Here is a 26899-nt window from a genome sequence, read left to right on the forward strand (position 1 = left end):
GGTTATTCTCCTTTCACTACAAATTCTCTTGCTAATAATCCTGCATTTTGACTGCTGCTTGCGTGTGTAGCTCCGGCAGCTAATAATTTGTTAATTTGACCTTCAATATTTTGACTATCTAATTCTGTACCAAGAATATATCCGATTATTTCTAAATGTCTTCCTTCATCTTCTGCTAATTGTTTCGCTTCAATGATTGCTGGAAGCATTGCGCCTACTGGATCTTCATGCGCACCAAATCCTAAAACAAAGTCCATTACAATTACTCCAACAGATGGATCTTTCGCTTCTTGGATAAATCGTTCAATACGAGTAGAAGGATCAATCATTGGATGGGGTTTACCTTGTGTAAATTGATCATCACCAAAATCAATGAACGTATGATCTTGACTTACTTTTACATCTTTTAAACGGAATTCAGGCTCTCTTTGAATGTTGCTATATACATTATCGAATTTCTCCATAGCGATGTGCATTGCTTCGTCACATAGTGTTCCGCCACTGAATAATCCGCGAATATATTTTTGTTCTGGTTTTAATTTCGCACGTACTTCTTCTACTAGTGGAAGATTCAATGCACGTTTATTAATTTTGCTTTCGTCAGCACCAGCTAATAACACCGCTTTAAGTGCAGCTTCTTTAGACATTTTTGCAAAATGACCGCCAGCTTTTGTTACTTTTTCTTCATCTCCGCCAACGAACCATACGACAACAGGTTTAGCAGATTTTTTAATTTGAGCTAAAACTTTTTCTTCTACGATTGGTGCTGGTGGTTTAGAAACTAACACAATAACTTTTGTAGCTTCGTCTTCTTGTAACGCTTTAATGCCATCAAGCATCATAATTCCGCCAACTTCTTCGCTTAAATCGCGTCCACCTGTACCAATAAGTTGCGTAATTCCGCCTCCAAACTCATGAATACGAACACTTAGTTCTTGGCTACCAGTTCCTGATGCGCCAACGATACCGATATTTCCTTTTCTCACTGCATTGGCAAAACATAATGCTACGTTTCCAATAATTGCAGTTCCACAGTCAGGACCCATCATTAATAAGCCTTTTTCATGTGCTAATTGCTTTAATGCTATTTCATCTTCAATCGAAACATTATCGCTAAACATCATAACGTGAAGATTATTTTCAAGTGCTTTTCTCGCTTCTCTTGGAGCATACATTCCGTTTACCGCAATAATTGCTAAATTTGCATCAGGAATGTTTTCTGCTGCTGATTTGATCGTTGAATATTTAACTTCGCTTGAACCTTTTGAAGGCTTATTTTTTTTCGTTAATAATTCTTCAATACCTACGAAAGCGCTTTCGCACATTTCCTCGTTCTCAGCTTTTACAACGATCATTAAATCACTTGTTCTCGCTTCTTCCACTTCTTGTGTCATTAGACCAACGTTTCTAATTACTTCTTTATTCATTTCAGTTCCCATAGCTATAATTGCTTGCTCAACGCCTTCAATTTGGTTTGCTTTTGTTGATAAAGACATTAAAGACACGGAATCGATATATGTGTTTGCTTTAACTACAACTTGAACAGTCATAATGTACCTCCAATTTTAATATTAGTTTCTAATCCAGTAAGAATTCCTAAAGCGATATCTGTTCCAGACGAAGATCCTATATTTAATACTTTTTTTAACGAGAGAATCAAATGCTCTTCATTTTCTTCTAACAACCCGTTTACTAATGCAATGATAGACTCTCTAATTTTCCCTACTGAAGCCTTCTTTATTGCTATGTAACTAATTTCATTTGTTGCTGTCTTTGCTGCTCGTTCAATCTCTTCAAAAAACCATTGATAATTAACGAAAGGACTATTTTTTAAATGAAATGAGGTGAACAATCCTACTAAAAAATCATCTCCAGACGGAGTTAATCCAGGGCCAAGTCCTAATAACGAAACTGCATGTGGAACTGCATGATGCAGTTGCTTTTTAACCAGTTCGTCTGTTAGTAAACCTTTTCTTTCCTGAATCATTTTAGACATTTCTTGCTCAAATGGACTTTCATTTACTGATTTACTCTTAATCCCGCCACTTTTACCATGAATTTCGATATACTGCTTCATTATCTTTATATTCTTCTTTAAAACATCTGTATTGGCGGGATATGTCGGCAATATACTTTCCCAACTATTTGCTCTATCGATAGTTATGGACATTTTGTTTCCGATAGATATAATATTATTATCGGAATGCACTTCATCGTAGGCATTTATGTTCATGTCTTCGAAGCTAGCTAAATCAACGATAAGGGTATTTGGTCCATTATCTATTTCATTGCAGGCTATGGTGTATAGTTCTCCATCTTCAAGGCATTGTATATTTAATGTTCGCTTAAAAGTACTATGAACAAAACCACTAAGCTTTGAGTGGATAACTCTCTGAATAAAATCTACGTCTCCAGATCTTGCAGATACCACTACATTCACCTCTGTTTTCAAAACTTAATTGAATGAACAACATTAACTTACAAGTGGAGTGCACTTCCTCTAAACAGTACTTCCCACTTTCTGTTGTTGTTCATAATACACAAATGCTTGCTTATTCCTTTGACATATTTCACCTTTACATAAATACTATAGAATAGAGAACGTAGTATGGTCATCGTTTAATCAAACCAAAAAGTGCTAATTTAGTTTGTGCATATTGTACAACTTAATAGAAAGACATATTGTCTTAGGAGTGAGAAAAAATTGCTTACAGTTCAAGACCTATTAGAAATAAAAGCGATAGATGGTCTAAAGATCATTGCTGGTGAAAAAGGTATTAATAACGAAATATCTATTGTAAATATTATCGAAAATCCAGACGCATTTGATTGGCTTTCACCTAATGAATTACTACTGTCAACAGGATATATTTTTAAAGATAATGAGGAGTTACAAAATAAAATTATAAAAGAACTTTCGGAGATTAACTGTGCAGGGCTTGTCGTAAAAATGAAGAGATACTTTGAAAAACTTCCACAAAATATGATTGATGAAGCAAATAAATATGGTTTACCACTTTTAGAACTACCTATTGGATACACTCTCTCAAGAGTCATTTCGATCATTAATGAAAAAGCATCGGGAAGGTATGATTTACTAAATAGAAAAACGTTAGACATGCATAATTTATTCTTTAGAATTTCTTTGGAAGGTGGAGGAATTGAAAAAATTTCATCCATGTTGTCTGGAACAATTAATAACCCAATTATTATTGTCGATAAAAATTGGAGTTTGTTACACTATACAGAACATGCAGCTAACGATATTCCGCTCAAAGATTCACTTGATTTAACTACGGATAAACCTATATTTAACAAAGAATTTATTGATAGTATTCCACCCAACTTAAGTGATATGAAAAAATCAATCAAAAGAAGTTATTATTTAAAAGACAAAAACATTATTTGTAGAGTTCTTCCTATTGCTGTTTCACAAGATATTTACGGGTACATCGTTATTTGGCAAACAGTTCATGATCTAGTTGAATTTGACTATATTATTTTGCAACAAGCTTCTACAATCATTGCGCTGGAAAGGATAAAAGCGAAGGAAATCAAAGAAGTTAAAGTGAAAATAAGACAGGATTTCTATGACGACTTACTATCTGGCAAGATTACTTCTCCCGAAACATTACAAACTTTATGTGATTTGCATGGCCTAAACCCAAATTATTCGTATTATTGTTTAGTGATTAATATAGAAGCTAAGGAAGTGGAAAAATTTGAAGATATGATAATAGGTAAATATAAAATGGATAATATTGCGCAAAGTTGCGTAGAAATTGTTTATGAAATGGCCTACAAATCTATCGGTGAAATTACATCTTTTTATAGAAATAATAGAATCATCATTTTAGTTGGTCAAAACGAAGATAGACCACCTATTTCAGTTAGTGAAGCAAAGCAATATGCCAATGATTTGCATGAGAAACTCGTTAATAGATTACAGAACTCCTTTTTGATTGGCATAGGCCAGCAATATCGTTCCATAAACTCATTGTATAAAAGTTTTTCGGAAGCGAATGAAATGATCCGATTAATGCAGCAGATGCACGAAAAAAATGAAGTCTCTCATTTCGAAGATTACTCTGTTTATCATCTATTAGATTCGAATATTAACTCCTTAGAATTAGAGGACTTTTTTCAGAAAAGCCTCGGCAAAATATATGAACACGATAAATTACATGCAACAAGTTATTTATCCACATTAGAAAATTACTTTTACAACAATCAAAATGTTTCAGAGACATCTAAAGCAATGTTTTTACATAGAAATACACTAATTTATCGAATTGAGAAGATTAAAGAAATATTAAATACGGACTTAAAAAGCTCTGAAGAATTACTTAGAATACAAATTGCTTTAAAGATTTTTAGAATATTAAACAAGTATATGTAGAACTTTAAAAAGGCTTAAAAATATGGGTAGATTTTTCTATTCTAACCAATGAAGAAACATGTAGAAGTTAATTTCGTCCATATTTAAAAAAGCAGGTGTTGGGCTTTTATGAGGAACTTTCTACGATTCGGTTTTTTACAAGCAATTTCTTGCATTTTTCCAGTTATCATTTTTGCAGCACTTGCTGTATCTAAGTTTGTAAGCGTCCCGTTTTTACCTCGCTATGATTTTATTTTAATTGTTTGTCTAGCGGCTCAACTATTTATGCTTGTCTCCAAATTAGAAACATTAGATGAGTTCAAAGTTATTTGTTTATTCCACGTAATTGGGCTTGCACTCGAGTTATATAAGGTACATATGGGTTCATGGGCGTATCCAGAGGAAGCGTATAGCAAATTTTTCGGAGTTCCATTATATAGTGGTTTTATGTATGCAAGCGTTGCTAGTTACATTTGTCAAAGTTGGCGACATTTTGATTTACATATTTACAACTGGCCAAGATCCTTTTTCGCAGTTGGCATTTGTGTGCTGATCTATTTGAATTTCTTTACGCACCATTTTACATACGATATTCGTTGGGTGTTAAAAGGTTTGCTCCTTATAATTTTTCTACGGACGTTTGTCACTTTTGAAATCAATAAGATAATCTATAAAATGCCGATGATTCTCTCTTTTCTATTGATTGGTTTCTTTATTTGGATTGCAGAAAATATCACCACATTCTTCGGTGCGTGGCAGTATCCAAACCAAGAAGCTGCATGGTCACTCGTCCCTATTGGAAAGATAAGTTCGTGGTTTCTGCTAGTCATTATTAGCATTATCATCGTTGCTCAATTGAAAAGAGTGAAGAACATAAAATACACCGCCGACAGATAGGTTATCTGCAGGCGGTGTATTTATTTTATTGAGTGAGATTTTGCGTTTTGAGTTTTCTATGTACTCCCGATGAATCTATCGAGTATTCGACCGATGTTGGCTAGTATTCGACCGACTATTTCACATATTCGACCGATTATCACTTCGATTCAACCGATATTGACACTTATTCGACCGATTCACGTTTTCCTTGATGCAATCTCTTTCCAATCCCACCTATAAATCGTATTTTTGGAGTTTCCACATCCTATTAATTTCATTTTATACTCCCGATGAATCTATCGAGTATTCAACCGACTATTTCACATATTCGACCGATATTGACTAGTTTTCGCCCGATTATCACTTCGGTTCAACCGATAATGACACTTAATCGACCGATTCACGTTTTCCTTGATGCAATCTCTTTCCAATCCCACCTATAAGTCGTCTTTTTGGAGTTTCCACATCCTATTAATTTCATTATATACTCCCGGTGAATCTATCGAGTATTCGACCGATATTGACTAGTTTTCGACCGATTATCACTTCGGTTCGACCGATTCACGTTTTTCTTGATGCAATCTCTTTCCAATCCCACCTATAAATCGTATTTTTGGAGTTTCCACATCCTATTAATTTCATTTTATACTTCAGGTTAGTCTATCGAGTATTCGACCGATGTTGGCTAGTATTCGACCGATTATCACTTCAATTCAACCGATAATGACACTTATTCGACCGATTCACGTTTTTCTTGATGCAATCTCTTTCCAATCCCACCTATAAGTCGTATTTTTGGAGTTTCCACTTGTTATTAAATTCATTGATTTCAAAACTCTCAATGCAGATTGTGGAGAATTTAAATATAGATATCTTTTGCATTGCCGATTATTAATACTCTCTCCAATCAGCACAAACCACTCATAAATCGCTTTTTCATGGGCAAGTCGGTCTACATGACTACAACGTAAACAGTTCCAGCCATTTTTCTTTTTCACCATTCCATGCGTTTCACACTTTTCACAATACACACCAGTCAAAAGATCATTCGGATTGATGCCCCAGCGTTCGCACATTGGATAAGGAAAATAAGGTCGATGACTAGCAACGATTTTCTTCGCCAACTTGTGCATCTCATTCACTTCTAAGCACACTTTTTCACGAGGAATATTCCGCAAAAACACTGGGATTGTCTGATGGATAATAACTGGATATTTCACAGGTGGTTCTATTACCATCGCTCTAGCATTCGTCAATACTACAACACCATAAATAGGAATATTTATTCCACGCAGCTGCAACCATTCATCAAACAAATAATTATTCCGTTCAATCTGTATCTCTGGACTTTCATATATATCTACTTTTCCATTCTCATTTTCTCGCTCTAACTGGGAAGGATTTTGTTTAAATCGCAATTTCCCGCCAATATTCTTACTTTCCAATATCACCGCAAAGTATTGTGTCAAAAACACTGTATCAATTTGAAACTTACCATTTGATTCCAAACTTAGATCATGCAGTACTACATACTCAAATGGAAATGAATACTTCTGAAATACCTCATCCACACGTACTTCGCCATAAATCCCGGCCTTCGCCATATGCATTTTCGAATGAATTAACTCTTTCATCTCATGCAACTCCGGCAAACGTCGATCCAACAACCTCAAACCCACATAGTTATACTCATCCGAACGCGATTTTACTATCAATAAAACACCTCCAACCGCATCGTAACACGCTTACATAAAAAGTAAATTGTACTAAAACAACAACAATTTCATTTCCTCTATAAAAAAAGAACCAAAAATGAATTTTGGTCCAAATAAAGTATCTATAATAAAATTCTTTGAGAAATCATTTCTGCAGTTTCCTTACCATTTTTAATACAAGCACCTATGCCAACTCCGTAATAAGAACAACCTGCAAGAATTACACTTGGAAACCCTTCAGATAATTTCACATTTAAAGATCTAATAGCTTCCCCGTGTTCTAAATGGTAATTTGGCATTTGATCATTCCATTTCGTCACTTCTACCACTTGTGGTTTACCGCTAAGCTTCAAACTTTTTTCGATATCTTGCAAAGCAACTTCAACCAATTCTTCCTCACTCATATGCTTCATACCTTCAAATGCTGGGTTTGAACTTTTATAAAACATCCGAACGAGCAAATTGCTATTTTCAGATGTATGCGTCCATTTGCGACTTGTCCATGTACATGCATTACATTTCACATCGCTATTTTCGGAAACAATGAAACCAGTGCCTTCTGCTGGAAGCTGATGATCAGGGATATCAAATCCAAGATAAATACTAATAAGGGATGAGTTTTTCAGCTTATTAAAATCTGTATCTAATTCTTCGTTTTGCAGTATGGCTTGTGCAACATTATGTGGGGTTGTCAACACAACGTAGTCCGTCTCAATTGTGTCACCATTAGACAATAAAAGCTCGTATCGCTCACCACTTTTCATGACTTTCTGCGTTTGAATTCCTTTTATAATCGTCGCATCGCTAAGTTCTTCTTCCATCCGATCAATCAAAGTGGAAAGTCCACCTTTGAAAGAAATAAACTTTTTATTTGCAGCAGCTTCGAATTTAGCTTTATTCGCACCTAAACCTTTCATAATACTGCCATGCTCATTTTTATAATCAATTAAATATGGAAGCGTTGAAGCGATTGTCAGTTTGTCTAATTTTCCTGAGTATACTCCAGATAACACGGGAGCTATTTGCTTTTCTACTAGTTCTTTTCCTAAGAAATGCTCCAAAAATGATCCTACTGAGCTTTCTTTTGTAAAGTTTTCATTTGATAATTCAAAGTCTTTTAATGCTTCTTCTTTCCCTTCATCGGAAACTAATGTACTACTTTCCAACGATTCCTCACTTGTTGGTATACCAAATACTGTATCAGGTGGAATTGCATGCAGTTCATTGTTCGTATAAATATAGGAAATTCCTGTTGCATTATAAACAAGCTCATCGTGCATATGTAATTCTTCCACTAAAGGCATTACTCCTTCATTGCGCGCAACAATGGAATCTGCTCCAACTTCCATGATGAAATCCTTTTCCTTCACCGAATAAATTTTTCCGCCTAAATAATCATTCGCTTCCACTAAAACCAATTCTATGTCTAAGGCCTTTTCTAATTTAACTCTTTGCAAATAATGCATCGTAGAAAGGCCTGTAATGCCCCCTCCAACTACAACTATTTTTTTCAAAATAATCACTCCTCGTCTTTATTCCAGAATGGTTCGCTACTCCTAGTATAAGCGCTTATAAAAATAACTGGTATGACTTAGCTCACAATTCTTCCTATAAAGACACAATGATTTTCAGTTTCGTCAATTTTATAAATTTCAAAGGGAAATATATTTAAAGTTAAATCCATTATTAAAGGAATATAATTTCTTCTGTCGAAGTAATAACTACCGAAGAATCTATTTTAAGAGCGAGGAATGTTATGAGGAAAAAAAGAAATCTAATTTTGGGTTTAATATGTATGATTGTTATCATAGGAATACCAACTTTTGTTCATTATACAAAAAAAGATGTTTGGGAAATTAATGCTACCAATTTAATAAAAGCATTTCAACCTATTAGTGGTGATGCGGATATTGAGGATTTGCGACCATGGATACCCTTTGAATGGGATACCTTATACAGTTTTTCACCTTATACAACGAAGGAAACAATCTATCAAACCATTGGTTATAAATGGAGTGACATAAGTGAAACCGTAAACGAAGGAATGAACCAAATTGTATTTGTTGATGATAGTAAGGTGGTGTGCTATTTGTTTGGTTATCCAGAACACAGTCGAATAGGTTTTAATCTTGGAGAATACGAAGGTAGTTATATTAAGCTAACAACTGAACAGAAGTTACCTTTTAACATAACGGAAAATAATGGTGTAAGATATTTTGAATTAATCAAGTAACCAAAGGATGGAGTAAACAGTAATCCATCCTTCTCTATTACTATATTGGTCTAATCACAGCCCTAACCGGACTGCCATCCGCACCTTGAATATTAAGTGGCAGTGCGATCAATTCATAATCACCGGGTTCAATATCTTGTAATAACAAATTCTCCAAAATGTGTACGCCGTGTTGATAAAGTGCATGATGGGCAGTTAATTCTTTATTATCTAAAGCATCAACAGAGGGATGATCGACACCAATTAAAAAGATGCCTTTCTCTTGTAAGAAAGCACCGATATTTTCTTTTAATATGGGAATTGTTGTAGGGAACAGCTCCACACATACTTCAAATGAAGTTTTTAAAAGTAAACGTTCCACTCCTGCTAATTCTATATTTTGTAATTCTTCGCGCCCAATGGAATCGAATTCTGACATATCCACTACTTTGGCACGCCCGATATACATATTGATATCTAATTGATCAATCGTTGGTCCTTCATTATCAAAGTGAAATGGTGCATCGGCATGTGTCCCGGTATGCACACTTGTTGTGAAGCGGCCAATATTGACGGAACCAGTCTGTTCTTTGGAATAAGCAACTTCAAATTGGAAAGGTGTATCACCTGGCCAAGTACCGATTTTATTTGAAAATGGTTGTGAAATATCAATCCAGCGGTTATCCATAGCTTCCCCCTATAAACTTGTTCTCAAATCCCATAACTCCGGGAAAAAACGATGGTCTAGTACTTGCCTTAAGTAATTGACACCTGATGAACCGCCTGTTCCTTTTTTAAATCCAATGATCCGTTCGACTGTTTTCATATGACGAAAGCGCCATTGTTGTAACCAATCTTCTACGTCCACAAGTTTTTCAGCCAATTGATATAAATTCCAGTACTTATCGACGTTTTGATATACCTCTTTCCATGCCATAGCTACTGTTTCATCTCCCCCATAAGTGACGGAGTAATCTCTGTTCACCATATTTGGGTTCAAATCGAATCCCGCTTTAGCTAAAGAATGTATCGCAACATCGTAAATACTTGGTGCGTTATATGCTTTTTCAAGTTGCTCGTATAACTTAGTATCTTTTTCATAGATTTTAAGAATATGCTTCGTTTTATATCCTAGCGCAAATTCAATTTGTCGGTATTGAAAAGATTGAAATCCAGATGACTGTCCGAGCTTATCCCGAAATTCTAAATACTCAGCGGGCGTTAATGTCGAGAGCACATCCCACGCTTGTATTATTTGTGTTTGAATTTTCGTCACTCGCGCTAGCATCTTAAAGGCCGCCTGCAATTTGTCTTCTTGAATTGCTTGAATCGCACTTGTTAATTCATGCAATAGTAACTTCATCCAAAGTTCACTTACTTGATGAATAATGATAAATAGCATTTCATCGTGATGACCGGATAACCGTTTTTGACTGGATAATATGCTATCGAGATGTAAATATTCAGAGTAGGTCATATCATTCTGGAAGTCTGTATAAATTCCTTTTTCCTTATTTAACTTTTCTTCCAACTCTGAAATATCCTTTGACATTCTGTTCCTCCTTTAGGCAATCACATCCCGCTTATTTTCAAAGCGTTTATACGTTCCTTCTTTCATTATTTCCTTTAAAATTTGTACGGTATTCCATACATCTTCAAAGGTATTATATAACGCAACCGGTGCTAATCTAATTCCATTTGGTGAACGGAAATCTGGAATGACATGATGCTCTTTTAATGCTTTGCAAATACGCGCTGCCTCTTCGTGGACTAAAAAAACATGTCCCCCACGACGTTCTTCTTCCCGTGGATTTGCGATGGTAAATGAATAGTCACATAACTCTTCTTCTATTAAATACATCATATAATCGGTTAGCTTTAACGACTTATCACGAATTGCATCTATTCCAGCCTCCTCAAACATTTCTAGTGATCCAAAAAGCGGCGCAGCACTTAATATATTCGGTGTTCCTATTTGATATGCACCAGCATCCGGTGCAGGTGTCATTTGGGCTGCTAAATCAAACTGTTTCTCTTTGTCGGAACCAAACCAACCAGCAAGACCTGGATTTTGTCCCAAATGTTGATGATTCACATATATTCCTCCGGTTGATCCAGGTCCCCCGTTTAAATGTTTATAGTTACACCAAAAAGCAAAGTCGACTCCCCATTCATCTAACTCATGTTGAACGGACCCAATAGAGTGACACAAATCAAAACAAATCAAAATACCTTTTTCATGCGCAGCCTCGGTAAGCACTTTCATATTTAAGATTTGACCACTTCGATATAACACACCTGGCAGGACAATTAATGCAACATCATCCGTCATGGCTTGTATAATATCCGCTTCATCTAAAGTGTGTCCATCTCTACTTTCTACTAACTTCATATGATCAGTTGCCTCATAGCCATACAATGCTAGCTGACTCCTAATCGCATATAAGTCTGACGGAAAGTTTAATTCGTCTGCTAAAATCTTTGTCCTTTTGCCTTTCGGATGATAAAAGCTAGCAATTAACTGATGTAAATTTGTTGTCGTTGAACCAGTGATGATCACTTCTTCCTCCGAAGCGCCAACTAGTGGTGCACACATTTTGCTTAATGCTTCGGAAAAATAAAACCAAGGATGTTCACCTTGCGTCCACCCATCTATTCCGTATTTTTTCCAAGAATCGAGTGTCGTTAATAATGACTGTTCTGCTCGTTTGGACAACAATCCTAAAGAATTGCCGTCCATATATATAGTACCCGGCTGCATATAAAACTCACCACGATAGCTATTTAAAGCATCGTTTTCATCTAATTTCTTTGCATATTCCAAAGTTGTTTCCCTCATTAGCAAACACCCATCCTTTATTTAAATGTATCCATATTGAAGTATTTCTACTAAAAACAATAAACTCCTTTATTAATAGAAAATTTAATAAAGGAGTTTATTGTTTTTAGAGTTAAATTAGAAAAGGAGTATATCTTTTGTGAGAAATAGTCATGAAGATGACAAGTTATTAGTAGAACTGGTAAACGCTGCGGATGAATCATATGCTACCAACGTAACACCAAGTTTCTCTTCCAATTCATTAAGTTCTTGTAACTGCTCCTGATCAAGATCTGCAAATTTGTTTTCTTTCATCTAATATTCACCCTTTCTCAAAAGATAGTTTGACCATTAAGAATAGGATTATACGAAAAGCATTGTAAAATTTCATTCATATTCTTTAGTAAATTGTATATATTTTCTTCTTTATTAATATATAAAGGCATTTGGCTTATCCACTCTCTTCTTACATGAATAAATTATAAACAGAACAACCTTGATTTTCATTGCGCAATGGAGGTTTGTTCAAAAAAATATAAAGGAGAGATTTAATGTCACAACCGAATATTCCCAATATTACGCCAGATATTACACTCACGAGGGACGATGCTATTAACTTACTTTTAGCTTCCATTGCGATGGAAGAACTGGGACTAGCACATATCATTAATGCAGAAGGGGAAAAACTGCAATATGCGCTCGGCACGATACCTGGCTTGACCAATGCCGCTTCGTTAGAGGATATCTTACTAGTAAATAATAGTGTTCAAGATACTCTAGAATTAGCGATGAAAAAAGAACTTTTATTAGACAGTAAATTAAAACAAGTAACCCAAATTACCTCATCTACTGGAACTATGGGACCTACTGGGGCTACCGGAGCTACTGGTGGAACTGGACCTACCGGCTCTACCGGAGTCACTGGAGCTACTGGGGATCCTGGAATAACTGGACCTACTGGGGCTACTGGGGCTACTGGGGCTACCGGCGCTACCGGAGTCACTGGGGTTACTGGGGATCCTGGAACAACTGGCTCTACTGGAGCTACGGGGGGAACGGGACCTACCGGGGCTACCGGAGTCACTGGGGCTACGGGTGATCCTGGAACAACTGGCTCTACTGGAGCTACTGGAGCTACTGGGGATCCTGGAATAACTGGCTCTACTGGGGCTACTGGAGCTACGGGGGAAACTGGACCTACCGGCGCTACTGGGGATCCTGGAATAACTGGCTCTACTGGAGCTACAGGGGCTACTGGACCTACTGGCGCTACAGGAGTCACTGGGGCTACTGGGGCTACTGGCGCTACAGGAGTCACTGGGGCTACTGGGGCTACGGGGGATCCTGGAACAACTGGCTCTACTGGAGCTACTGGGGGAACTGGACCTACCGGCGCTACCGGAGTCACTGGGGCTACGGGGGATCCTGGAACAACTGGCTCTACTGGAGCTACTGGAGCTACTGGTGGAACTGGACCTACCGGCGCTACGGGAGTCACTGGGGCTACGGGGGATCCTGGAACAACTGGGGCTACTGGACCTACTGGCGCTACCGGCGCTACCGGAGTCACTGGGGCTACGGGGGATCCTGGAACAACTGGCTCTACTGGGGCTACCGGTGGAACCGGAGATATCGGACCTACTGGAGCTACCGGCTCTACCGGAGTCACTGGGGCTACTGGGGATCCTGGAACAACTGGCTCTACTGGAGCTACGGGGGGAACTGGACCTACCGGAGATATCGGACCTACTGGCGCTACTGGTGGAACTGGACCTACCGGCTCTACCGGAGTCACTGGGGCTACGGGGGATCCTGGAACAACTGGCTCTACTGGAGCTACGGGGGGAACTGGACCTACCGGCTCTACCGGAGTCACTGGAGCTACTGGTGATCCTGGAACAACTGGGGCTACTGGACCTACTGGCGCTACCGGAGTCACTGGGGCTACGGGTGATCCTGGAACAACTGGCTCTACTGGGGCTACCGGTGGAACCGGAGATATCGGACCTACTGGCGCTACGGGGGGAACTGGACCTACCGGTGCTACCGGAGTCACTGGGGCTACCGGTGGAACTGGAACAACTGGCCCTACTGGAGCTACCGGTGGAACCGGAGATATCGGACCTACTGGCGCTACTGGTGGAACTGGACCTACCGGTGCTACCGGAGTCACTGGGGCTACCGGTGGAACTGGACCTACCGGTGCTACCGGAGTTACTGGGGCTACCGGTGGAACTGGACCTACCGGTGCTACCGGAGTCACTGGGGCTACCGGAGCTGGCGCTATCATCCCATTTGCATCCGGTCTCCCATCTGTAATGACTACTATAGTAGGTGGGTTAGCTGGCACAACAAGCCTTGTAGGGTTTGGAAATTCAGTAACTGGTGTTAGCCTTTTGGGAACTAATATCGATCTTACAGGTGCTGGAGGTACTCTCCTAAACTTTGCATTTTCAATTCCTCGCGCTGGTACCATTTCATCAATTTCTGCCTACTTCAGCGCTACACTGGCACTGTCTCTTTTAGGATCCTCCGTAACAATTACAGCACAACTATATAGATCAACCACACCAAATAACATCTTTAGTCCAATTCCTGGTGCTCTTGTCACGTTAGCACCACCACTATCGGGTCTAGTTTCAATTGGTTCGATAAGCAATGGACTTACTACAGGACTATCAATTCCAGTTGCACCTCAAGATCGTTTACTAATGGTGTTCTCTACCACAGCAACTGGTCTATCTTTAATCAATACGGTTGCAGGTTATGCAAGCGCGGGCGTAGCAATTAGTTAAAATATGATAAGACCTATTCTCACTAAATTGAAGGAAGTTTATCCTTAGTTGGATAATCTTCCTTCTTCTAATTATCTATTAGTTACATATATCTTCATGTCTTTATTGCAATTAAGGAAAGGGGACCCAAAGCCCTCGTGAGCTTACTTTCCCCAAAAAGATAAAAATACATATTATCCTGCACTCATTTATTTGATCAATCAAAAAGTAAAATCAATACTGCATCTTTAAACTTCGGAAAAATTCACGAGAACTAGCACCTAATTATTTGCCTTGAATATATTGTTATAGTTAGGTGTTTATCACGTCATAGTTCTTTACCTTTTCTAGAATTTTAAAAAATTGTACTTTAAAGAAGAGACAATGATTTAACCTAGCTATGCACTAAAATAACAAGAAAGTGGTGAATTTTTATGTCTCTTCCTAACATCCCTAATATTACTCCTTTAATTTCTCTAAATCGTTGCGACACTATTAATCTTCTTCTTTCTTCAATAGCCCTAGAGGAGATTAGCTTGTCTCACATACTAAATGCAGAAGGTGAAAAGCTTCAATTATTTCTAAAATCCTCCCCAAAATGTTTAAATGACTATTTAGATATTAATGAAAGCATAAATAAAACACTTCGCACAGTAGTAAAATCTCAAATTTTACTCGAATTAAAACTAGAGGATGTTGTTGAATTAGATAGAAAAACACGTTGTAAAGATGAGTGTTGCAATAATTGCTGCAAAAATCGTTGTAAGCATCACAGTAAGAATCCTTGCAAGCATTGTCAGGATAGAAAATTGAATGACTGCTTAGATAAATTAACCTAAGAATGACTTGTGATCTTTATAGAGATAATCCCTAAAGCTATCTATATCGTCTTAAGGAAAGGAGATAACAACAATGAAAACGGATCATGCCATAGCCCAAATAGAAAGAGAACTGGCATATACTAACTTTTTTCGCTCTTTTTTATTTTTCCTTACTCAAACTATTGAGTCCCTTTTAACATATGAGTCCTTGCCTATAGAAACAAACAATCAATTGGAACAAGATTTAATGACTTCAATCTCTTCATTGCGGAATATGCATGTATCCATTTTCACCAAAAAAACATTGTATTCCAAGGTTTTAAACAATCAATCAATGTCACAACCATTTGATGATGATCAAGCTAGAGAAATTTGGCCTCTTCTTCAACAACTAAAAACAGAAATTGAACATTGCACTTTTTTAAACGAAGATTACAAATCACAATGCAGAAATACGTTAGACCAAATTCTTCATTATTATCTTTTAAACTCCGCCACTAGCCCTATCATGATAGAATCGAATCTTCATGCTCCTCCGCCTTGGTTATCAAAAAGTTTTTCCATAAGAAGATGTGAGTTACTCTCCTAATAAAATCATTTCAATTTAGGAAGTGAATAGTTGCATAAATCCCCTACTATTAGTTTATGTATGATTGTGAAAGACGAAGCTCGCTCTATCAGTAATTGTCTAGAAAGTGTGAAAGGTCTAGTTAGTGAGATGATCATCATAGACACAGGTTCAACTGATCAAACAATTGATATTTGTAAGAAACACGGAGCAAAAGTATATCCCTATATGTGGAAAAATGATTTTGCGGATGCACGGAATTACGGTTTATCGTATGCAACTGGAGATTGGATTTTATGGTTAGATGCCGACGAAGAATTAGATGCCACTAAAAAATTCCTATTACAGGAGATTCTAGCACATACGAATTCCTATCTACTCTCTCTACCGATACTTAATTACTATGGAAAAACAAAGCCCGTGAATAAAGATCATGTTTATTTATACTATCAGTTGCGAGTTTTTCGTAATTATAAAGATATTACCTTTCATAATCGTATACATGAGACTCCTCTTCTTCCAGCTGAACTAACTGATAAAGAAATTGAAAACATCTCCATACCTATTCATCATTATGGATATTTAGAGGATATAACAGAAACGAAACAAAAGGGACAACGCAACCTTCAGCTGCTACAACAAGAAGTGGCTGATCCTTCACATAGTCCTTGGATTGAATACCATTTGGCTAGTGAATATTATAGACAAGGAAAATATCTTCAGGCATTTCAGTATGTAAATGAATCCATTTTACTTTTCTTACATCAAAATCAGTTACCACCTTCCCTACTTTACAAATTAAAATATGCCATGTTAATAGAAACAAATAGTCTAGATGGTGCGTGGCCAAGTATTGAGAAGGCGATCCTTCTTTACCCCGATTATGTAGATTTACATTTTTACAAAGGCGATATTCTTTATAAAATGAAAAACTATAGAGAAGCATTACAAGCATTTGAAAAATGTCTTGAACTAGGCGATCATCATACGGAGTATCTCATTTTAAAGGGAACGGGAAGTTTTAAAGCCGGGCGATATAAAGGATTGTGTCTCGAACAATTAGGTAGGAGTGAAGAAGCTCAAGAAGCATTTGGATTCTGGGACAATACGAGGTTAGATTAGAGCTATAAATTAAAACTACTACTCCAATTAATATTATATGCAATTTAACGATGGCTCTGGTATCTTTCCAGAGTCTTTATTTAGGATTAAGTAAAATACAGTATTTTTTATTTTTATTCGTTCCACATCTCCTTAGACCTGGTCTGGTCTGGTCTGGTCTGGTCTGGTCTGGTCTGCATTGTTTTTCTCTATACCTAGCTACCTCTTTTTATAAACGAATCTCCCCCCTTTTTCTATTTGATGACAAGGATGTTCTCTCCTCTTCTTAAAATAAAAAGCATTGTATTTCTACTAAATTTATTATCTAAGGGCATTTAGCTTATTGTCTTTCTTCTAAATTTATAATCTATGAGGTATTTAGCTTATCCTCTTTTTCCTTACATGAATAGATTATAGACAGAACAACCCTTGTTTATCATATGCGATATACAGAATTGTTCAAAAAAATGATAAAGGAGAGATCAAATGTCACAACCGAATATCCCTAATATTTCGCCTGATATTACTATCACTAGGGATGATGCTATTAACCTACTTTTAGCTTCTATTGCCATGGAAGAATTAGGACTAGCACATATTATTAATGCGGAAGGAGAAAAACTTCAATATGCACTCGGTACGATACCTGGCTTAACCACAGCAGCTTCGTTAGAGGATATATTACAAGTGAATAACAGCGTGCAAGATACCCTAGAATTGGCGATGAAAAAGGAACTATTATTAGACAGCAAATTGAAACAAGTAACGCAAATCACCTCTGCTACTGGTACTACTGGTCCTACGGGGGCTACTGGACCTACCGGCGCTACCGGTGTTACTGGAGACACTGGACCTACGGGAGCTACCGGTGCAACTGGACCTTCTGGCGACACTGGAGCTACAGGTGCTACGGGTGGAACGGGACCTACTGGAGCTACCGGTGACACTGGCGCTACGGGTGCAACTGGATCTACTGGCGACACTGGAGTTACTGGTGCTACGGGTGGAACGGGACCTACTGGAACTACCGGTGACACTGGTGCGACGGGTGCGACTGGATCTACTGGCGACACTGGCGACACTGGTGACACTGGCGTTACAGGTGCAACTGGACCTTCTGGCGACACTGGTGCTACAGGTGCTACGGGTGGAACGGGACCTACTGGAACTACCGGTGATACTGGCGCTACGGGTGCGACTGGATCTACTGGCGACACTGGCGCTACCGGAGCTACGGGTGTAATTGGACCTGCTGGAGCTAACGGCGACACTGGAGCTACAGGTGCTACGGGTGGAACGGGACCTACTGGAACTACCGGTGACACTGGTGCTACGGGTGGAACGGGACCTACTGGAGCTACAGGTGACACTGGTGCTACGGGATCTACTGGCGACACTGGAGCTACGGGTGGAACGGGACCTACTGGAGCTACCGGTGACACTGGCGCTACGGGTGCAACTGGATCTACTGGCGACACTGGAGTTACTGGTGCTACGGGTGGAACGGGACCTACTGGAACTACCGGTGACACTGGTGCGACTGGATCTACTGGCGACACTGGCGCTACCGGAGCTACGGGGGTAATTGGACCTACTGGAACTACCGGTGACACTGGTGCTACGGGATCTACTGGCGACACTGGCGCTACTGGCGCTACCGGAGCTACCGGTGTAATGGGACCTACTGGAGCTACCGGTGACACTGGCGCTACGGGTGCAACTGGATCTACTGGCGACACTGGCGCTACGGGTGCAACTGGATCTACTGGCGACACTGGCGCTACGGGTGCAACTGGATCTACTGGCGACACTGGAGCTACTGGAGCTACGGGTGGAACGGGACCTACTGGAGCTACCGGTGACACTGGCGCTACGGGATCTACTGGCGACACTGGGCCTACTGGAGCTGCGGGTGGAACGGGACCTACTGGAGCTACAGGTGACACTGGTGCTACGGGATCTACTGGCGACACTGGCGCTACTGGCGCTACCGGAGCTACCGGTGTAATGGGACCTACTGGAGCTACCGGTGACACTGGCGCTACGGGTGCAACTGGATCTACTGGCGACACTGGAGCTACTGGAGCTACGGGTGGAACGGGACCTACTGGAGCTACCGGTGACACTGGCGCTACGGGTGCAACTGGATCTACTGGCGACACTGGAGTTACTGGAGCTACGGGTGGAACGGGACCTACTGGAACTACCGGTGATACTGGCGCTACGGGTGCGACTGGATCTACCGGCGACACTGGCGCTACCGGAGCTACGGGTGGAACGGGACCTACTGGAGCTACAGGTGACACTGGTGCTACGGGATCTACTGGCGACACTGGACCTACTGGAGCTGCGGGTGGAACGGGACCTACTGGAACTACCGGTGATACTGGCGCTACGGGTGCGACTGGAACTACCGGTGATACTGGCGCTACGGGTGCGACTGGATCTACCGGCGACACTGGCGCTACCGGAGCTACGGGTGGAACGGGACCTACTGGAGCTACAGGTGACACTGGTGCTACGGGATCTACTGGCGACACTGGACCTACTGGAGCTGCGGGTGGAACGGGACCTACTGGAACTACCGGTGATACTGGCGCTACGGGTGCGACTGGATCTACCGGCGACACTGGCGCTACCGGAGCTACGGGTGTAATTGGACCTACTGGAGGTACCGGTGACACTGGCGCTACGGGTGGAACTGGACCTACTGGTGGAACCGGGCCAACTGGACCTGCTGGAGCTACAGGTGGCACTGGAGCTACTGGAGGAACTGGGACTACTGGATCTGCCGGTGCTACTGGTGGAACCGGACCTACTGGACCTGCTGGAGTTACGGGTGTTACTGGAGCTACTGGACCTACTGGCGGAACTGGGACTACTGGGCCTACTGGCGCTACGGGTGGCACTGGGGCTACTGGACCTACCGGCGCTACGGGTGGCACTGGGGCTACCGGAGCTACTGGGGCTACTGGTGGTGGCTCGGCATTCATTGAAACTCTGAAGATAGGGGACATAAATGCATTAATTCCCTATAACGCTAGTGGTGGAAACAACCAAGCTATTGGAGCCCTAGCTTTTAATGGACAACAATCAACTATAAGTAGACTTGCAGCTTACGTTACTCAATTAGGCTCTAACACAGGAACTTTTCAAATGGCTGTTCTACTACCAGTAAGTCAAACACAAGCTACAGTTATTGCAGTGACTACTGTAGCAACCTCTTTAACATCAGGTCTATTCATCTTACCTCTAACAGCAACTGTTACGCTTTCTGGCAATATTGTTTATTATCTTGCTGCATACAACCAAATTAACGGCTCATCTTTAGGTGGTCGAAGTACTGGATCAGGAACAGTAGGAAATGCCTTCCCAATCAATTTTAGAGTTCAAAACCTTCCTGGATTTACAATCGGTCAGTCTATAAATACAAGTGATGTAAGTATACTTTTATCACCTTACCTCGCTGGGTTGGTCTAGTTAACTAGTTTAATATTCTCATTCTTTATTAGAATTTGGATATCATACAAAAGCATTTAGACAGGAATTGTTAAGAAAAATTTTCTTTCACTCCCTCTTTTCAGACTACCGATAAAGTCGGTAGTCTGATTTTATTTAAAACTTTTGATTAACATTTTAAATCCAAATCCTTAGTTTTAAAAAGTATAGAGTTCTTAGAGATTAATCTATAGATTTTAACTATCAAAACTTTTCAAAGTGAAATTTAAATACAACATATATTACATCCTTTCTAAAAAGTCACGGAAAAAAGCATTTTAAAGGTAAAAGAGGCATTTAACTTATCCCCTTTCTCTTTACTTGAATAAATTATAGACAGAACAACACTTGTTTATCATTTCTAATATACAGGATTGTTCAATAAAATGGGAAAGGAGAAATCAAATGTCACAACCGAATATCCCTAATATTTCGCCTGATATTACTATCACTAGGGATGATGCTATTAACTTGCTCTTAGCTTCCATTGCGATGGAAGAATTGGGACTAGCGCATATCATTAATGCAGAAGGGGAAAAACTTCAATATGCACTCGGTACGATACCCGGCTTAACCACAGCAGCTTCGTTAGAGGATATATTACAAGTGAATAACAGCGTGCAGGATACCCTCGAATTGGCGATGAAAAAGGAACTATTATTAGACAGCAAATTGAAACAAGTGACTCAAATCACCTCTGCTACTGGAACTACAGGTCCTACGGGAGCTACCGGGGGAACTGGAGCTACTGGAGCTACTGGAGCTACTGGAGCTACTGGAGCTACCGGGGGAACTGGGGTCACTGGACCTTCTGGCGCTACTGGAGCTACTGGAGCTACCGGGGGAACTGGGGTCACTGGACCTTCTGGCGCTACCGGGAACAATGGTGCTACGGGGGTAACTGGGCCTACTGGCAACACTGGAAATACTGGAGCTACCGGAGGAACTGGAAATACTGGGGTCACTGGACCTTCTGGCGCTACCGGCAACACTGGAGCTACTGGACTTATGGGTGCAACTGGAAATACTGGTGACACTGGGGCTACTGGAGCTACCGGTGGAACTGGGGTCACTGGACCTTCTGGAGCTACGGGTGGAACTGGACCTACTGGCAACACTGGAGCTACTGGACTTATGGGTGCAACTGGAAATACTGGCGACACTGGGGCTACTGGAGCTACCGGTGGAACTGGGGTCACTGGACCTTCTGGCGCTACCGGCAACACTGGTGCTACGGGTGGAACTGGGCCTACTGGCAACACTGGAAATACTGGAGCTACGGGTGGAACTGGACCTACTGGCAACACTGGAGCTACTGGACTTATGGGTGCAACTGGAAATACTGGCGACACTGGGGCTACTGGAGCTACCGGTGGAACTGGGGTCACTGGACCTTCTGGAGCTACGGGTGGAACTGGACCTACTGGTGACACTGGTACTACAGGAGCTACGGGTGCTACTGGAGCTACCGGGGCAACTGGAAATACTGGGGTCACTGGACCTTCTGGCGCTACCGGCGAAACTGGTGCTACGGGTGGAACTGGGCCTACTGGCAACACTGGAAATACTGGAGCTACCGGGGGAACTGGGCCTACTGGACCTTCTGGCGCTACCGGCAACACTGGAGCTACTGGTGGCACTGGAGCTACGGGTGCAACTGGGCCTACTGGTGACACTGGAAATACTGGAGCTACGGGGGATACTGGTGCTACCGGCGACACTGGGGCTACGGGTGCAACTGGGCCTACTGGTGATACTGGATCTACCGGATCTACCGGTGCTACGGGTGTAACTGGAGCTACTGGGGCTACTGGAAATATCGGCGCTACGGGTGTAACTGGGGCTACAGGTGCTACTGGTGACACTGGTGCTACGGGTGCTACTGGCGCTACTGGTGCTACTGGTGACACTGGTGCTACGGGTGCTACTGGCGCTACTGGTGACACTGGTGCTACGGGTGCTACGGGTGCTACGGGTGACACTGGTGCTACGGGTGCTACTGGGCCTACTGGCGACACTGGACTTACGGGTGCAACCGGAACTACTGGCAACACTGGAACTACAGGAGCTACCGGTGACACTGGGGCTACAGGGGCAACTGGAGCTACAGGGGCAACTGGGCAGGGCTTATCAGCGTATAGTTATATTTTCAATACAGGTGCTCAAGTAGTGCCATTAGAAACGGATATAACTTTTGATAGTAACGGAAATTTAACGAATATTACACATACACCTAATACAGCACAAGTCATTTTAGGTAGTGCTGGCGATTATGCAGTGTTCTTCACAGTAGCAGGAGTAGAACCAAACCAATTTACTCTTTATCAGAATGGTGCCCCTGTTGGTGGAAGTGTATATGGCTCTGGAGCTGGTACTCAACCTAATCCAGGTATGATAATAATCACAGCTAGCGCGGGGGATATTTTAACTTTAAGAAATCATTCTAGTGCAGCTGCCGTTACTTTACAAACATTAGCTGGTGGAACTCAAACTAATGCGAATGCTTCTATTCTTATTCTAAAATTAAATTAGAATAATTAAGAAGACCGAACATCTAATAAATCATATTGAATTCATATACGCAGAAAAATAGCCCATGGAGTTATTAATTCCATGGGCTATTCCTCTGGATACACATATTAAAATTAAATGAAAAAGAGAGTGTAGAGTGCCTGACAGCTACTCTAAAACTCTCTGTTCAAATTCAGTACACTCAGATTAACTTCTGAGCTCCTTGTTGAATGCTCATCCTATACCGTACAATTCATTCTTTATTATTTTTCTCATAGTTTTGAAAGAATTCTTCATTAGATTTCACTTTAGCATCATTTGGTCGATAAGTTTTAGCTTTATTATTATGTTCTATTGCTTTTTTTATATCTCCTATTTCCCAATAACATACACATAGCTGAAGATTTGGATACCATGTTGCAAAGGCCTCTTGTTTAAATCCTTGATGGTCCTCCTCTTCTATTTCAATTGCTAAGCGGTACCATGTTAATGCTTTTCTAAAATTCCTTTTATTTTTATATATGTCCCCTAGTCGACAAGAAACTTCTGGACGTGGAACATCATAAAAAATAGACATAACGAGCGATTGTTTTTCTAATTCTGTATTCCCAAGATTTCTATAACACTCCGCCATGTTGATACAAGCCCGAATTTCATCCTCAACCCAGCCCTTTTTAGTAGCTAAAAACTTTTGATAATAAAAGGATGATTTTTGATACTGGGCATGATCTTTTAATTCATTTGCATAATAAAATAAATCCCTTGGTGTGAATTCTTCTCCTTTTTCCAAACGATTTTCATAGATTTTAAGGTTTCGATCACTTTGAATAGAAAGATTACTTTTGTCGTTTTTCCGATGAGTTATAGCTATATCTGTAGTGATGATATTACCACCAACCTCTAAATATTCATGTACAGGACCTATCCATTGAAAGTTATTGACTCTTTTTACTAAACGGTTTCTTCTAAAACTAAAGGTTGGGTTGCCATACTCGTCAAAAGCAGTATGATAGATCATGGAAAACGCATCCACTGAAATATCTAGATTATTTTTTAACGTTTTAAATTTCTGCAGTTCCTCTTTAAGCAATATATCGTCTGCATCTAGCCATAAAATATAATCCATCGTTGCATGACTAAAAGCAAAATTTCTTGCAGCTGAAAAATTATTAATCCATGGAAAATCGATTACCTTGTCTGTAAATTTCTTTGCTATTTCCTTTGTGTTATCCGTCGAACCTGTATCCACAATAATTATTTCATCACAAATTGCCTTTACACTATTTAAACATTGATGTAATACTTCTTCTTCATTTTTCACAATCATACAAAGAGTTATTGTACTTATGATTCATCACCATCCATTTAGAAAATTATAATAATATATGTTAATTCCATGTATTTGTGAACTTTGGTGATCAGAACCTGGCTTACTTCAAATGTCTCCTTAATGTATATCTATAAAGTACCAACAAACACAATCCCTTTCTTAGTACCTCGAATAGACTAAAAATAGAACAACCAAAGAATTTCACATAATACTTGGTTGTTCAAAAAAATTTAGAAAGAGAGATGTTGTATGTCCCAACCAAATATTCCGAATATCACGCCAACGATTACCATTACTAGGGATGATGTAATTAACCTTCTGTTAGCTTCCATCGCTTTGGAAGAACTAGGGCTCGCTCACATCATCAATGCAGAAGCGGAAAAAATTCAATATGCACTTGGTACGATTCCTGGATTAAGCCCCGCAGCTTCGTTAGAAAATATTTTACAAGTGAATGAAAGTGTTCAAGATATGCTTGACTTGGTAATAAAAAAAGAATTGCTGTTAGAAAGCAAACTAAAACAAGTAATCAAAACGATTACTTAGAAGTAAATTGATGACTCCGTTCTCGTTCTGGAATCATCATAAATATTTCTTTCGAAATAACATAATAAATACCTTCGTTACAATATTCCCCTATTTCCTATTCTATAAAAAAATAAAAGGATTGAACCCTGTGAAACACAGAGTCCAATCCTTTTATATTGCTTAAAATATTACTTCCAATGACCTTGATCAACTAACTTTTTCTTCCCTTTAAATGCGAGTGTTACACAAATAATGTTTAGAACCATCATTACCATAAGTGCATATAAAGCTGGATTATAGCTTCCTACAAAGTCATAGATATAGCCATATGCCGGTAAAGCAACGACAGATGCGATAGCTAGTCCAAGTGAAGCAGTCGAATAAATTTGACTATATTCTTTGCTACCAAATAGACTTGTAGTCAGAGCCGGCCCTAAAGTACCGATAGAAGCAACAACAAAGCCTAACAAGACGATAGCTATTGTAATAATTACACTATTTGCCGAGAATAATAATATAGATGATATAGATATTAAACCTAATACCATTGCAAGTATGGTCGTATTTTTTGAACCAATTTTATCACTTAAGAATCCTAAAATTAATGCTCCTGCCAATGCACCGATCATATAAGCACCCATAACATTTCCAGCGAAAGCTACATCATATCCTTTACTGCTTAAAAAAGTAGGGATGTGTAAAGAAAAACTTCCAATCGATGTGACAAAGAAGAAAAACGTAATTAATGCATAAAAAGCGGAAGATTTTTTTGCAACAGCCATTGAAATCCCTGCATTTTCTGTTGTACTATGTGCATTATCTACTGTATTTTTGTCTTCTTTCGAACCATAAGGCTGAAGACCCTTTTCTTGTGGTGATTTTCTCATTATTAACAGAATAACTGGAACTGCAATGATTATAACGCCAACCCCTACAGCAATATAACTAAACCTCCAACCTTGACCAGCGATCACATTACCAATTACTGGTTGAAGAATAGCTCCAATCGCTCCAACAGAAGCCCCCATAATTCCAAGTGCCAATCCATTTTTCTTTTTGAACCATTGATTGATCATAACCGGTCCGGCAATAACTGTTATAAACACCCCACCGACAGCCAATGGTATAGAAAGAATATACCAGCCCCATACCGAATTCATTAAGCCAAATAATGCAAATGCACCTGCTTGTAAAACAATTGCAATTATAAGTATTAAACGAATATTGTATTTTGCCAACAATTTTCCGCCAAACGGAAGGAAGATCATTGTAACAACGGAAGAGATACTAAAATACAGCATTAAATTCCCTAAACCGATATTTAAATCTTTAGCAACTGGTGTTAAAAACAACCCTGCTGAACTACTTATAGCACTTTTCCCTAAACCAACCATAATACAAAGACCTATTAAAATAATCCATGCATAATGGATATTTCCTTTTTTCTTGTTCATTATGCCACCTCTTTCTAAGTTGTACTATAAAAATTGGAATGACTATATGTTTTATGCTTTAATAAAAAATCGCCATTATTAAAAGAACATAATTAACGCTAAATGGAAATTCTTGAAAAGTTCACTTGACAATTCTTCACTCCAACTCTATCAGTGCTTTTATAGTTTAAAGTCCGACTACACACTTGTCAATTAATTTTAATAATAAATGTTTTAACACTAAACAATTACTTCTAATTCTTAAATACTTGCCAAAACATTATGATTTATTAGTTTTACTATATTCTTCTCTTATTGCCTATTTATATACCT

At 39.6% G+C, this 26899-nt stretch carries 20 protein-coding genes; 10 read left to right on the forward strand and 10 right to left on the reverse strand.

Translation table 11 applies throughout. The features are described 5' to 3' along the window. Positions 1-2: 2 nt before the first annotated feature. Both fdrA and PB01_RS16650 read right to left on the reverse strand, forming a co-directional pair. Positions 3-1550, reverse strand: a complete 1548-nt coding sequence (gene fdrA, locus PB01_RS16645; protein ID WP_151701224.1) for an acyl-CoA synthetase FdrA — start codon at positions 1548-1550, stop codon at positions 3-5. Next, positions 1547-2431, reverse strand: a complete 885-nt coding sequence (locus PB01_RS16650; protein WP_151701225.1) for an oxamate carbamoyltransferase subunit AllH family protein — start codon at positions 2429-2431, stop codon at positions 1547-1549. Before PB01_RS16650 ends, fdrA begins: the two co-directional genes overlap by 4 nt. A 273-nt stretch (positions 2432-2704) precedes the next feature. Between PB01_RS16650 and PB01_RS16655 the strand changes: the two genes are divergently transcribed. After that, the gene (locus PB01_RS16655; protein ID WP_151701226.1) at positions 2705-4399 is read left to right on the forward strand and encodes a PucR family transcriptional regulator; all 1695 of its coding nucleotides are present in this window, start codon (positions 2705-2707) and stop codon (positions 4397-4399) included. A gap of 108 nt (positions 4400-4507) precedes the next feature. Next, positions 4508-5275, forward strand: coding sequence for a DUF817 domain-containing protein (locus PB01_RS16660; RefSeq protein ID WP_151701227.1), 768 nt, complete (start codon positions 4508-4510; stop codon positions 5273-5275). A 725-nt stretch (positions 5276-6000) separates the two neighbouring features. On the opposite strand, the gene PB01_RS16665 is transcribed toward PB01_RS16660, so the two are convergent. Together PB01_RS16665 and PB01_RS16670 are read right to left on the reverse strand one after the other, a co-directional pair. After that, entirely contained in the window at positions 6001-6972 is a 972-nt protein-coding gene (locus tag PB01_RS16665) for a nuclease-related domain-containing protein (RefSeq protein ID WP_151701228.1), read from the reverse strand. 122 nt (positions 6973-7094) lie between these two features. Continuing rightward, positions 7095-8486 (reverse strand): protoporphyrinogen oxidase, encoded by a 1392-nt coding sequence (locus PB01_RS16670; RefSeq protein ID WP_151701229.1) that lies wholly within the window; start codon positions 8484-8486, stop codon positions 7095-7097. A gap of 242 nt (positions 8487-8728) precedes the next feature. Between PB01_RS16670 and PB01_RS16675 the strand changes: the two genes are divergently transcribed. Then, positions 8729-9205 carry a hypothetical protein gene (locus PB01_RS16675; protein ID WP_151701230.1) on the forward strand — a complete coding sequence of 159 codons (477 nt, stop codon included), beginning with the start codon at positions 8729-8731 and terminating at the stop codon, positions 9203-9205. A gap of 40 nt (positions 9206-9245) precedes the next feature. Here the strand turns inward: PB01_RS16675 and kynB are convergent, their stop codons facing one another. The 4 genes from kynB to PB01_RS21505 all read right to left on the reverse strand — a co-directional run bounded on the left by kynB (position 9246) and on the right by PB01_RS21505 (position 12317). Continuing rightward, positions 9246-9872: an arylformamidase gene (kynB, locus tag PB01_RS16680; RefSeq protein ID WP_151701231.1), complete on the reverse strand. Its 627-nt coding sequence runs from the start codon at positions 9870-9872 to the stop codon at positions 9246-9248. Between the two features lie 9 nt (positions 9873-9881). Next, on the reverse strand, positions 9882-10736 hold the full coding sequence (kynA, locus tag PB01_RS16685) for a tryptophan 2,3-dioxygenase (RefSeq protein WP_151701232.1): 855 nt from the start codon (positions 10734-10736) through the stop codon (positions 9882-9884). Positions 10737-10748: 12 nt separating this feature from the next. Then, positions 10749-12023, reverse strand: coding sequence for a kynureninase (kynU, locus tag PB01_RS16690; RefSeq protein ID WP_151701233.1), 1275 nt, complete (start codon positions 12021-12023; stop codon positions 10749-10751). 150 nt (positions 12024-12173) lie between these two features. Continuing rightward, positions 12174-12317, reverse strand: a complete 144-nt coding sequence (locus PB01_RS21505; RefSeq protein ID WP_225986077.1) for a hypothetical protein — start codon at positions 12315-12317, stop codon at positions 12174-12176. A gap of 236 nt (positions 12318-12553) precedes the next feature. Here PB01_RS21505 and PB01_RS16695 point away from each other — a divergent pair, with 236 nt between their 5' ends. From PB01_RS16695 to PB01_RS16720, 6 genes are all read left to right on the forward strand, one after another. Next, entirely contained in the window at positions 12554-14797 is a 2244-nt protein-coding gene (locus PB01_RS16695; protein WP_151701234.1) for an exosporium glycoprotein BclB-related protein, read from the forward strand. 413 nt (positions 14798-15210) lie between these two features. Further along, on the forward strand, positions 15211-15615 hold the full coding sequence (locus PB01_RS16700; RefSeq protein ID WP_151701235.1) for an alpha-helical endospore appendage domain-containing protein: 405 nt from the start codon (positions 15211-15213) through the stop codon (positions 15613-15615). Between the two features lie 73 nt (positions 15616-15688). Beyond that, entirely contained in the window at positions 15689-16186 is a 498-nt protein-coding gene (locus PB01_RS16705; RefSeq protein ID WP_151701236.1) for a hypothetical protein, read from the forward strand. 30 nt (positions 16187-16216) lie between these two features. Beyond that, entirely contained in the window at positions 16217-17287 is a 1071-nt protein-coding gene (locus PB01_RS16710; protein WP_225986078.1) for a glycosyltransferase family 2 protein, read from the forward strand. Between the two features lie 465 nt (positions 17288-17752). Beyond that, positions 17753-20746 carry a collagen-like triple helix repeat-containing protein gene (locus tag PB01_RS16715; RefSeq protein ID WP_151701238.1) on the forward strand — a complete coding sequence of 998 codons (2994 nt, stop codon included), beginning with the start codon at positions 17753-17755 and terminating at the stop codon, positions 20744-20746. Positions 20747-21169: 423 nt separating this feature from the next. Continuing rightward, a complete protein-coding gene (locus PB01_RS16720) occupies positions 21170-23296 on the forward strand; it encodes a collagen-like protein (RefSeq protein WP_151701239.1) in 2127 nt (708 codons plus the stop codon). Between the two features lie 232 nt (positions 23297-23528). On the opposite strand, the gene PB01_RS16725 is transcribed toward PB01_RS16720, so the two are convergent. Beyond that, positions 23529-24602 (reverse strand): glycosyltransferase, encoded by a 1074-nt coding sequence (locus PB01_RS16725; RefSeq protein WP_404815089.1) that lies wholly within the window; start codon positions 24600-24602, stop codon positions 23529-23531. A 252-nt stretch (positions 24603-24854) separates the two neighbouring features. Between PB01_RS16725 and PB01_RS16730 the strand changes: the two genes are divergently transcribed. Further along, on the forward strand, positions 24855-25151 hold the full coding sequence (locus PB01_RS16730) for an alpha-helical endospore appendage domain-containing protein (protein WP_151701241.1): 297 nt from the start codon (positions 24855-24857) through the stop codon (positions 25149-25151). Positions 25152-25321: 170 nt separating this feature from the next. Here PB01_RS16730 and PB01_RS16735 read toward each other — a convergent pair whose 3' ends face one another. Next, a complete protein-coding gene (locus tag PB01_RS16735) occupies positions 25322-26587 on the reverse strand; it encodes an MFS transporter (protein ID WP_151701242.1) in 1266 nt (421 codons plus the stop codon). Between the last annotated feature and the right edge of the window lie 312 nt (positions 26588-26899).

The organism is Psychrobacillus glaciei (assembly GCF_008973485.1).
Classification (GTDB): Bacteria; Bacillota; Bacilli; order Bacillales_A; family Planococcaceae; genus Psychrobacillus; species Psychrobacillus glaciei.